Annotated in this window: 7 protein-coding genes and 1 pseudogene; all 8 read right to left on the bottom strand. The window is 49.6% G+C overall.

Annotated features, from left to right (window positions below):
* Positions 1–227 precede the first annotated feature (227 nt).
* The 8 genes and pseudogenes from ACX1DY_RS28290 to ACX1DY_RS28325 all read right to left on the bottom strand — a co-directional run bounded on the left by ACX1DY_RS28290 (position 228) and on the right by ACX1DY_RS28325 (position 12129).
* Positions 228–671, bottom strand: a complete 444-nt coding sequence (locus ACX1DY_RS28290; RefSeq protein ID WP_019910188.1) for a phage tail protein — start codon at positions 669–671, stop codon at positions 228–230.
* Positions 672–694: 23 nt separating this feature from the next.
* On the bottom strand, positions 695–2233 hold the full coding sequence (locus ACX1DY_RS28295) for a phage tail sheath family protein (RefSeq protein ID WP_458967460.1): 1539 nt from the start codon (positions 2231–2233) through the stop codon (positions 695–697).
* 243 nt (positions 2234–2476) lie between these two features.
* Positions 2477–3049: a DUF4255 domain-containing protein gene (locus tag ACX1DY_RS28300; RefSeq protein WP_458967461.1), complete on the bottom strand. Its 573-nt coding sequence runs from the start codon at positions 3047–3049 to the stop codon at positions 2477–2479.
* A gap of 2 nt (positions 3050–3051) precedes the next feature.
* Positions 3052–5505, bottom strand: coding sequence for an ATP-binding protein (locus tag ACX1DY_RS28305; protein WP_458967462.1), 2454 nt, complete (start codon positions 5503–5505; stop codon positions 3052–3054).
* Positions 5506–5848: 343 nt separating this feature from the next.
* The gene (locus tag ACX1DY_RS28310) at positions 5849–6478 is read right to left on the bottom strand and encodes a hypothetical protein (RefSeq protein ID WP_458967463.1); all 630 of its coding nucleotides are present in this window, start codon (positions 6476–6478) and stop codon (positions 5849–5851) included.
* Between the two features lie 370 nt (positions 6479–6848).
* Positions 6849–7349: pseudogene (locus tag ACX1DY_RS28315) on the bottom strand (DUF2004 domain-containing protein).
* Between the two features lie 95 nt (positions 7350–7444).
* Positions 7445–7927 (bottom strand): hypothetical protein, encoded by a 483-nt coding sequence (locus ACX1DY_RS28320; RefSeq protein ID WP_458967464.1) that lies wholly within the window; start codon positions 7925–7927, stop codon positions 7445–7447.
* A gap of 5 nt (positions 7928–7932) precedes the next feature.
* A complete protein-coding gene (locus tag ACX1DY_RS28325) occupies positions 7933–12129 on the bottom strand; it encodes an HNH endonuclease (protein ID WP_458967465.1) in 4197 nt (1398 codons plus the stop codon).
* Positions 12130–12276: the final 147 nt, after the last annotated feature.

Consider the following 12276-nt stretch of genomic DNA (forward strand, 5'->3'; position numbering starts at 1 on the left):
ATACCGCCTTTAGCGGATGAAATTTGAAGACAAAGGCGGACGCGTTCGCTCCGTAAGTATCCAAACTTCCCCTCCGCACTTCTACCCTATTTATGTTTTCTTTAGTTCAACCTATATAATGTGTTCGCCTTTCCCGGACAGCATCATCAGCATCTGAATTTGATCGCATACCTTCCGTCTCATGTTTTGGAGTATCGCATCAAATTCATTGTGACGATGGACGAAGACTATTTCACCCGGCGCACACCTTCATGCACAAGCTCCATAGATTCGACAGAAACCTCGTTCCCTTTCGCGCTTAATGCGCTGACATCGTACTTGATCGGCCAGGCTTCGAGGATATCCCACTGCGCCTTGTCGTTGCCTTCCTCATCGACCAGGATAATCGACAAGCTCTTGCGGTTCTTAAGGGCTCCCTTGTCTTCAATCGACTTACGCCAGTTGTAGAGCTCCAGGGAGTCGGTCAGGCCTTTTTTCAGGGTAATGTTCCCGAATTTAGTCAGTCCTGACAGCTTGCGTGCATGCGGAGCATCTATGCCCTCGCGGTAATCCACAGCTTCTGTGGAAGTATCCGGAATCGTCGCATCCGCGAATGCCGCGGTTTGAATGCCATCAATAACGACCCGGAAACGGTAATTGCGGTATGGGTCCAATCTTTTGCCGGTTGCCATAGGATCATTCTCCTCTCAATCTTTTATTTGGACAGGGTTTTCTGGCTGACCCGAATGATTACGAATTCAGCAGGTTTGACCGGTGCTACGCCGACTTCAATGATAAGCTGGCCTACATCCCGTACTGCCGGAGGATTGTTCTCCTCATCCACTTTGACGAAAAAGGCTTCTTCCTGCGTAGTTCCATACAAAGCGCCGTCTCTCCAGACACGGGTCAGGAAGGCCGTCAGGTTACGCTTCACCTTGCCCCAGAGGCTTGGATCATTCGGTTCAAAAACAACCCATTGGCTGCCCTCGTCCAGCGATTCCTCAATGTACATCATCAGACGCCGAACGTTGACATAATTCCATTCGGAATCGGAGGACAGGGTTCTGGCTCCCCATACGCAGATGCCTTCCGGCAGGGAACGGATCACGTTGATGCCGTCGGGATTGAGCAGCTCCTGCTCCGCTTTGGTGATGACCTTCTCAATGCCAACGACGGAATCGAGATAACCGTCCGTTGTGCCTGCCGGCGCTTTATGAACACCGCGTACAGAATCCACATAAGCGTAAGTCCCGGCAACGGCGCCTGACGGCGGCACGAGCTTTTGCTTGCCGGTAAGCGGATCATTGATATACACCCAAGGGTAGTACAGAGCACCGTAAGAGGTGTTGAACGAGTTGCCCGAATAATTGCCTGCGCCTTCCTTGAAATCCTTGACTTCCATTGGGCTCAGCCCATGCGGAGGGTCAACGATGAAGATGCAGTCCTTTCTCAGCTTGCAATAATTGAGCATATCCAGGATGGTGCCCCGGCTATATGGCATATCCGCAAGGTCAGGAGCCGCAACAATATTGATGTCGTCAATCGTATCGAACGCATGGATACCGGTCCGGCCAACAGAATCGCCGAGGAAATCAATCGGGTTCATCCCGTTCACGCCGCCGCTAAGCGACAAGGCCGCTGTGTTGAAGGCCGGTGTTTTCTCCATATTCTCCAGAATGGTCAGGTCAACCAGCGGCTTTACTTTGACAAAAGCGGACACCTGATTGATCTTCTCCTCGAAATTGATCAGCAGCATATTATCGAAAACCTCGACGATTTTGCCGTCTTCGTCTTCCCCGGTGTATTCATCATCGAATTCACTGTCGAGCAAATACTGCACAACCATTTTGAAGCCGAATTGCTGCTTGTTGGAGGACTGGCTGATCTTAACCGAAATCCGGTTGCCCCAATTCCCCTCCGAGCGTGCAACCACCTTGAACAGATCCAGGTTGTCTGTGTCTCTGATCGTAAGAGAAGCTGGCTGAATGTCTTTAGCTGCCGCTCTTACCACATAGCAGGAGGTGCCTCCTTCGGCGAAAAAGTTATACACGGCATAGGCCAAATAGCCGTTCGGAATAAATTGGCCGAACTCGTTTACGAATTGGCTCCAGTTCGTGACCAGCACCGCTTTTCCGATCACACCTTTTTCCGCAATCCCTACAAAAGCCCCCACAGATGTGCCCACGCCGGCAATCGGCTTGACACCGCTTGAGACTTCCTCCACATACACTCCTGGCGATGAATAATTTGCCATCTCTTACCCTCCTAAAAGTTTTGTTAGCAGATGCTTCTATGAGTTCTCTTCGTACAAAACTGGCTTCGGAAGCATACGCTTATTTTTGTTAGCATCACTTCGCGGATTCCGCTTCGTACAAAACTCGCTTCGGAAGCATACGCTATAGATTTGCGGAAAATCCGCTGATTCGGGTTGCCTTGCAGATGAGCTTATTCCTTCCATGAATCACTCCCTTCAAAGAAGAAGCCTGGGCCATTCTATTTAAATGGGGTGGATGCCCAGATCCCTTACCTGAACCCGCGGAATCTTGATAGTCTTGTCAGCCGGCAGCCTTACCGGTGATACCAGATAGGACAGGCTCACCTTCGCAGGCTTGCCGGGAAAGACCTCCCATAGCTGCTTGATATCCTGAATCGTGAGATTGTTGTAGGATATCCTGATTTTCTCGTTGCCGCATGCGGCAAGGTTGCCGGTCAGGTCAGATCCGCTGAGCACCGGATGCTCATGAAACAATTGAAAGATTCTGCCCAGGATGAGCTGCTCAGTCTCTCTGTCCTTGGCATACGGGGTGAGCAGATAATACAAATCGAGATAGGCAGGCGGGTAATGGAACTCGTTCGTGCCGCTAATCTCTTCCTTCTCACTGTTGCGCATGCTTGGGCTGTGGCTTAAATAGTACAAGCACATCGAGAGCTTCATCGTTGAGCTGTCAATGTCGCTTGGAGAGCCGAAGCTGATGAAGCTGTCGTCATTCAGCTCCGGCACGTGTGCCTTCAGCAGAGCCTTGAGGCTCGTACTGACATCTCTTATTACCGTACCGGTGTCCACGGCCATGCTTATTTCACCTCAATCAGTTTGTGGTAGGGAGCATAATCGGATTGCAAAAAGGTTTTGCCCAGCTTGAGATATTCCCGTTTGGCTGCGAGCATGATCTGCTTCATCCCGATGGGGCAGCCCTCATGCGCGGCATAAAAAGCGGCATTCAGTGCAATGTTCTTGATATTGCCTCCGGCAAGGATGAACTTGTCCGCCATGAAATCGTAATCCATGTCAGGATCAAGCGGCGCTCCCTGCGGGAACATGCCCCGCCAGATCAGCCCGCGCTGGTTCTTTTCCGGGAACGGGAACTCCAGCTTGAAATGCAGCCTGCGCGCAAAGGCATCGTCCAGGTTCTGATTGAGATTCGTAGCCAGGATGACGATCCCCGTATACTCCTCCATCTTCTGCAGCAGATAGCTGATCTCCACATTTGCATACCGGTCATGCGCATCCTTGACCTCGGAGCGTTTGCCGAACAAGGCATCCGCCTCATCAAAAAAGAGAATCGCATTGGAGGTTTCCGCTTCCTCGAAAATCCGCGAAAGATTCTTCTCCGTCTCCCCGATGTACTTGCTCACAATCTGTGAAACATCAATTTTGTAGATTTCCAGGTTCAGCTCTGTTGCGATTACCTCGGCAGCCATTGTCTTCCCCGATCCCGGCGGGCCGGAAAACAGAATGTTCAGCCCCTTGCCCAGTGACAGCCGTCCTGCGAAGCCCCACTCTCCATAGACCAGCGAGCGGTACTTCACCTGGTGGCAAATCTCCCGCAGCTGGCTCATCTGCTCGCCCGGAAGCACCAGCATGTCCCAGGTATAGGCCGCGCGGATCTTCGTGGCCAGCGCCTGAATTTTGCGGCTGGATTGGAAGTAGCACGCCTGGTACAGCTCCTTCGTATTAACCTCTCCGCTGCCGGAACCGTTCCAGACGGCGATATTCTCGCCTCCGGTCAACGCGGCCCGGATCTGCCCGGAGGTAAAGCGGAAGCTGCCGCTGAGATCTGCCATGTTGATCTGCGGTGACAGCTTGTAGTCCTGACTGAAGGTTGCCCAAGACTGCTTGCGGGCCGCAGCATCCGGGAAAGGAAAATCAACCTGGATGAAATTCAGACTGAACCCGGTCAAGCTTATTCCCCATTCCGATTCTCCAAGGATGAAAGTCAGCGGTGCGTAAGTCTCCAGCATGTCCACCAGCATCCGGATTTTCAGCTTGTAGCGGTCATCCTCCGACACGATGCTGTCGAAGCCCGTAATGCAGAGCGCCGTTGTCATAAGAAGCGTGTGCCTTCCGAGCAGGCGCAGCATTTCGCTGTAATCCGCCTCGGGTTGCAGCAGCTTGTCCATCTCGACCACCAGCAGCGAAACGCCAAGCTGGCCGCAGACCGCCTTGACCGAGCTAAGCTTCCCGGCTTCATCCGGCCCACTGCAGTACAGGAGACTGCCGCTCCTTCGTTCCATCCTGCTGCTGTAGTGCTTCACAAACCGGAGCATGCGCTGCTCCGTTTCATCCGGCTGCCCCGTCTGTTCCGGGATCGCCAGGGGATTGAGGCCGGCCACCTTCGCCAGACGCTCATCGAGCACCTCATAGCCCAGCAGCGCATTCACTGTCCAATCCTCCAGCTTAAGCGGTCTGGCCAGAAGCGGGATGCGGCTGTCGCCGTATTCCCCCTTCCGTTCCAGCAGGAGCTTCATCAGCGGTGCATTTGCATCGAACAGCAGACGGGCCGCGAGCCGCTCTTCCTCCGTCTGAGTAAACAATTGCAGGATTAAATCCACGGAAGGGCGCATATCCGACATATCATTCTGCAGAAAGGCGTAAATGCGCTCATACTTCCGGTCCAGCTCAGGCGCGAGGCAAGCGATAATGCACCGCATTTCGAGCTGCGACAGCTTCAGCTTGGAGGCCAACTGCAGGAGCGGCAGCTTGATCCCTTGCCGGCTGCTAGCCTCCAGCCTGGCTGCGATGCGCAGCTCTAGCAGGCCGAGCTTTGCAGTCAGGAGACTGCTATCCTCCTCCCCTGTTGCCTCAGCATCCAGCAAACTGCGGATCTCACTGTCCATCAGGGCCAGTTCGGAGTCCATCTGCGGCTCCGCAAGTATTTGCAGCAGAAGCTGCAAATCCAGCCGCCGCAATTCCTCCGCCAGATGCTCATGGCTGGAGGTGTAGGGCTGGGCGGATTCGCTCCCCTCGTCTTCGGGCACAGCCTCGGGAACTGGGGAATGAGCGGCCGTTGAATCGGCTGCTTCGCTTGCATCGGTGCTTGCATTGGCTTGATCAGGAGTGGGGGCAGCCGCCGGATTCGCAGCATGCTTATTTGCCTGATCCACAGCATGTTCGGCGCTCCGATCCGAAGCAAGCTCCATCTCATAAGTCTGCGAAAGATCTTGCTTCAAGGGGCGTCGAGCTTCTTCCATACACTCGGCTTTCGGCGTTTCCTGACGAAAGGTTCTGGCAAGTTTTTTGAATTTCATCGCCCGTTTATGTCCTCACTCTATATTTTCTCGTTCATATATAAAGTAAGTTTGGGGTGAGGGTTTACAACTGGATGAGGAAGGAAGTTTTGGGAGAGCTAGAAGAAAGAAAAAGACAGGCCGATTATTCAGTCATTGGACTGTAATCGACCTGTCTTGTAGCAGTGTTACTTAACTTTCATATCCACATCTTCACACTTTCTGTTCTCACTTCTTAGGAATAATACTTTATAAATCTTTCTTTTGATGGAATTCTTTCGTCAACAAGCACCTCAACTTGTAGTAATTTTGTTTCATATTCCAATTATTGTGATTATTTATCATTAAATTTTCATTCAGATAATTATTGTATCAACATTTCTGCATATAAAGCACAAGCTAGTAACCTGCCTTTTTCTTGAGATTTCAAAGATGATAGTGCATCGGAGAAATAATCCTCCCCTAATTTATCAAATGATGCATTGTTCTCTATACATTTTCTAGTTACAGATCTCAATTCTTCAAATGCTTCCGAATATTCTTTAGCTGCACAAAGTTTATCGTACATCTCCCTTGAATAGAAATAGAATTTTGTGCGTTTATTTACTATGAAAGGATTAGCCATATCCCTCTCTACTGAGACAGCTAAACTTGTTATATTGCTACTTAGTTCAACAAGTTTTTGTCCCACTGAGTATATGATTTCATCAGAGACTTCATAGTCGGAATAAACAACGATCTTAAACCCAATATTAAGGACTTCTATTCTATCATCAGGAAATTCGACCGGTGCTATCCAGAGAGCTATTACCACGTCGCCCCCCTGCGCTCGATTATCCGTACACTTAATATATAGCGCAATTTTTTCATTATAGCGTTTTACAAATACACAATAATCATCTTCAGAAATTAATGGTGGAGTTACTTTGAACCCTGCCGTTGCAACAGTTACACCAAGTGTTTCTTCCATATCCTTACTAAAAGTTTGCCCCATAGTGATCCTCCAATTATCTAAAATGGTTTATTGGGACCAAATGTCCAAGGTATACCTGCGTTTGTTAATTTATCAAGTAAAGGCTTCATTTCAGGTGACACTGTCGGATCATGATCAAAATGCCAATGTGGATTAGCTTCTCCTAAATTGAAAAGTTCTATATCTTTATTTATCTGTCCTTCCATACGTGATATTTCTGAATCTGTTCTTGGTCCTTTGCTACAAAAGCCAAAAGCTTCAATCCATAAACCTAATATAATTTTTTTCCATAAAAAGGAATAATCCGAAAATAAAAAAAACAGGTTTGATCATGGTAGCCCCTGACCATAATCAAACCTGTTGAATGTAACATACTAGCGTTATAAGAGTTTCATTGTTTAAGAGGAGTTCTTAACCTAAGCATTCCGATCGCAACATCCTGGTATCCTACTTCGATGACTTTTTCATCTATAAGACGAAGACCTAACCCATTTTCTTCATCCCATGTACAGTCAAAGGATAGCCCAATGTATCTGCCCTCCAAACGTTTCAAATTTGGAACAGTAATTCCAACTAAACTTATTCTAGCGAGTAGTTGATCGGTTGTTTCAATTAATGGGTAATTTTCATTAAACTCAATATCATAACCAAGTTCATGCCACTTTTCTTCGTAATACTCCAATATGGGTTGCAAGATACTTTGTTGGAATTTTGCCCAATTTTGCAAAAATGCGTTATGTGCTGCATATTATTTTTCTAAAAATCCTCCTTCCTTTTCACCATCTACCATCAATGCTATCTCAGCTTCTTTTCCACAAAACTCAATGGTCGTGTTCCTTACCCAACCAAATTCATAATCAAGTTCACCAAAAACTGCATCATGTATCGTCATTTTAAAATTTTCTTTTTATTCACTGGAAAACACATCATTTTTTGACACTCCTTCGTTTATCCCCTTACTCCACAAGGTTGAGTTATAAACTAATTTCAGACAATTTTTATCTTTACGAGGAACTGATACCAGTACTCCAAGTGAGAATCAGGCACTAGTTCTGCGTATTTTCGACCAAAAACATAATTAAGCAAAAAGTAATTAAAATCTCCTAAAGACTGTCCCTCGCTGAGTGGATAGCCTTGCTTGAAACAGAGAACCCGTCCAGAATTTGCATTGATGAATAAAGGTTCATATAAAACTTGACCAATTTCTATCCATTTGTCATCCTCCTTTTCTTCCAAGTAATCTGATACACGGAATTGATGTTCAGCAAGTTCATCATACGACCAAATGTCAATTGCTCCACATCTGGCACCATCAACTTCACTTAAAAAATCAAAGTAGTCTTTAAGGTGATCTTCGTTAGGTTTAATTGAAATATTCCCCTGATTTAATTCGCCAATGATTATACTATCCGGTTCATTTACCAATTTTTTTTTAACCTTTTCGATTATTGATTTCAAGTGGCTATCCATACATATTATTCCCCCATAACAATATTTACTTTTATCTTAGTACCAGTTGGTAGATCTCTAATTTGAGGTCTTATTTGCATACTGCCAATATTCCAGTTCGTGTAGGAGTCTAAAAATTTCAAATTCCCAACAATATCAGGTCCACCTAACTGTAACTCCCATATATGATCTGGCTGCATACGTTTCGTTATTCTATCTATTAGTTTCTTTCCAAATGCAGGATTAGTTTGACCATATTGACTCCAAATCCTTTTTATCATGTCCTGACGATATTCTCTAGTAACAGCAGGATTTCGGGATACAGGATTTTGTGATTTAAATAATAAACCCTGCTCGCCTAGTTTCTTCAGTTCGCCAGCTTTTTTCTCAAATTCACGTTTTGGCATTTTTTTATCGTAAGTAAGAGTAATTTCGACAACCTTGCTAGGGTTCCCCACATTATCAAAATCTATTTTACTCTTATCTCCATCCGCTTCCTCGGAGACTTTTACTCTCTGATCCTTATCTAATTTATTGAGTTTTTCTAACTCCGCATCGCTAAGGGTGATCGGTTTCTTGCCATCGAGTTCAAGCTGCTTCAACTCTTTTTCATCAACATCCCGGATCGTTCCGTCCGCAAGCAGCACCCAAGGATTAACCTCACCATACAGACGGATATGTTTCCCCTTACGCTCCAGCTTAAACTTCTTGAACTTGAACTTCGCAAGAATCCGGTCAAGCAGGCCCTTGAGCTTCTTAGCCCCCTTCATGAGCCCTTTTTGCAGGCTCTTGATCACGATTTTGCCGCTCTGGATGATCATGCTGCCGCTCTTAGAGGCAAGCTTCGCTCCGGTTTTCAATAGGCTCTTGATGCCCTTGGCTCCTGCGCCAGCTACTTTCTTCACACCTTTGGCCGTTGCCGCTGCGCTTTTCTTCACGGCTTGTCCGGTCTTCTTGAGCCCCTTGCCGAGGCCCTTGAAGCCCAGCTCCATCGCCAGCTCGACCAGGCCCATCGCCATCGCCGTTGCCAGTGCAATTGCCGCCGGTTCGATCAGCTTTTGCCAGCCTTGGCTGAGGTAAGTGCCAATGTGGACAGAGGCCTCTGCCAGTGTCTGCGCTACGGATACAATCGCCTGCGCTTCCATGACGGTCATTAAAATATTCATCAGGAGCGGAAGAGCTGCCGTGATGGCTCCACCCGTGAGGATCTCTGCGACAACAACGCCAACCAATATCCCGATGACCGCAGCCAAAAGCTTCAATCCATTACTCTTCATCCATTTTATTACATATGTTTTTATCTGGTCAAACACCATTTTGGCATTGTTTGCCCGCAGCGATACGCCGTCTGCGATTTTGCCTCCGAGGCTCTGGTCCGCTTTTCCGGTATCAAAATCCGCCATGATGCTATCCATCGTATGCGGGTCGCTGCTGCCCGGAAGCTGCTTGCTTCCTCCGTCTTTGAGATTTGCTTCCTGGACCAGCTCAGGGTCCATTTCGCCCTCTTCGACCGATTCCATTTCGATGTCGTCTGCGGTAAGCTTCTCTTCCGGTTGCGGTTCTCCTGCTTCCTGGGCCTGCTCTGCTGCTCCGCCTTCTGCTGCACCAGCGCCCAGCGGCTTCGAGATATCCACTCCCAGCAGATACTCCCACATCTTGCCTTCCAAATGGCTGAATGACCGCTTTGCCGCCTTGCCGAGCGCCCCGATCCGTTCCATCACATCGAGGAACACGGCGATCAGGAGGTTGCCCAAGGTGGAGATCAATTTCGTGTAGAAGTTCTGCACCACAGCCAAGGCCTGATCCACTTTGGTGGCCAGGAAGTCCATGACTTGGGTGACTTTCGTTTTGAGTTTTTGTGCGAGCTGGTTGACGGCTTTGACCGCTTTGTTCACGACGCCGTCAATTTTGCTGCAGATTTTGGCTGCAATGCCCGGGAATTTGGCAAAGACTACTGAGACCAGCTTTTTGAGCAGGGTTCCCAGTCCTTTGATCAGGGTGGTGATCAGCTTGCGGCCCAGCTCGATGATACCTAGCACCGCTTGTTTCGCTTTTTCAAAAATAAACTTAACCGCTTTTCTCAGACCCTCAAAAATGAAGTTGACGGCTTTCTTGACGACTTCAACCACTGCTTCGAGCTTGTCTTTCACCCAGCCGAGGAAGCCGCCTTTTTTCTCTTCCTTGGCTTTTTCTTCTTCATGTTTTCCGTCGGCCTCTTTTTTGGCTTTGCTGTAGGCGGTCGTGGCTTCTTGTTCGGCTTCGGACTGCCGCTTTTGGGCTTCGCGTTCTTTTTCGGTGCGCACGGTGTTGATTTCGCTTTTCTTCTGCTGGGCTGCTGCCCCGGCTTGCCCGGCATAGTCGGCTTCTGCAGCATCCAGTTCACTCTTCCACTCGCCCCTTAGGTTGTCCACTTCAGCCTTTGCACCGGCCTGCTGGCTGAGCTGCTGTTCCTTGGCTTCGGCTTCCGCCTGCTGGATTTGCGAGTGGCTGTCAGCTTTGGAGAGCATAACTTTGCTGTCGAATTTTTCTTTTTCTTTATTGTATTCGGCCTGTTTGGCACCGAGCTGCTTATTCATTTCCGGGGCAAGCGTCTTGTTGAGGCCTGCGGTCATCTCTCCTGGAATCGCCAGACCCGGCAGCTTTTTGGCGGCGGGGCTGTTGCCGCCTTGCAGCTCTGCATTGGCTTTCAGGGTCGAGCCATCCGGTTCGGGATAGATGTCATTTTCACCGAACGGATTGTTGATCTGGCCCATCTCCGCCTGCTTTGCCGCGCCTACTTGCTGAGACGCTTCCTGGCTGAAGCCCTCCACTTGGGAGGGATCGGCTTCGCCGGTCATGCTGATGCCGGGCGGCTGGGCTGCGGCGGAACGGATTTCACTCATGATGGCTTCGGGATTTCCGTCCGGGCCGGAGGAGCCGATGTTCATGCGTTCGAGGTTCCCCGGAGCTGCTGCTCCCCCGGACCGCTCACTCTTATAGCTCTCTGGAGCAGAGTGCTTCAGCGGCACCGGTTTTTTCCGGGCTTGCAGCACCTTCCCTTTCAGTCCTGTCGGCGCGGGAATCGCCGGGAGGGATTGCTTGGTCTTCTGCTTCTGCTTTTCAAAAGCTCCTGCGGAAACCTCCACGGCCTGGGCATACGCGTCGCCCATCTCGGTAGGCTGAACCTGGGTGAGCTGATCCAGGATTTGCCCCGGATCTTCGCCGCGAATGTTGACCTTCTTGGCTTTGACCGGGGTTTCCTTGCCGTCCCCGGCTATAGCGCCGAGGGCATCTCCTAGTGAAGGCTCCTTTGACGCGGCTTGCTCGCCTTTTTCAGCTTTCTCCGAGGCGTCTTTAGCGCCCTTCCCCCCTTTGCCAGCCTTGCCCTCCTTACCTTCCGCTTCCTGGGTTTCCTTGGCGTCCTTGCTTCCCTTGCCACCCTTCACTTCCTTGCTGCCCTTTGCGCCCTCGCCAGCCTTGCTGTCCTTCTCATCCGCTGACTGCACTTCAGCCGACTCCGCCGCTGGTACATTCCCGCCGCCCGCAGCTTTCGAAGTGGCTCCCGCTTCATTCTTCTGCTGAGCCGCTGCAGCTTTACCTTCCCCATCCAATTGCCCAGCAGCCGAATTCCTAGTGCCTTCCTCACTTCCAGGTGAAGCTTTCCCGGTTACAGAGCTTTCCAGAAGATTCTTCTTTAGAAAACCCATTACTCCCCCGCTAGGCTTCGCCTTCTGAATCGGCTGCTGCTCAAGAACAAAGCTGCTCTGTTTCACCGCCGACTGTTCCACACCCTGGCTCTGCTTCTGCGGCTCACTCGCCCGCTGCTCCACCTTAACCACCGGCGTCTCTTCTACCTGTGCAGGTTGTAAGGGTTGTTCGGATTGTGCAGGTTGATTCGGCTGTGCCCCCTGAGCCCCCTGACTCTCGCCGGCCTTATCCAGACCTCCTGGTTCCTTCCCCTCCTGCTTTCCGTCTGCCTCGTTATCCGTCTTCTCCTCTTTCTTGCCGTTCTTCTTCAGCTCGGATAACAACTTAACAACGGCGCGGTTGCCCAGGGTCCGCTGGAGCGCCATCTGATCCTCCCGCGTCAACGAAGCCGGGTTCTTGCGGATACGCCGGATAATCTCCACCGGGTCCGGCTGCCGCGCAGCCGCTGGTTTCGTGTATGTCAGTTGCGTTCTGTATGGTTTTTGGTGAGCGGAAGTGTTCTCTTTTTCCTTACTCACGGTTGCCTGAGTCTGCAAGCTGGGTCCCCCCTCTGTAAAAATCAGTCCTATAGAAGATGTAAATTCCATAGCGCTTTTTACAGCCGGAAACATAAATAAATCTATTTATTGAATTTTTTTCAAAAATTAAATGCCAAAAAGCCACCCAAGGGTGGCTTAAGCAAA

It is taken from the genome of Paenibacillus sp. BAC0078, from assembly GCF_054483875.1.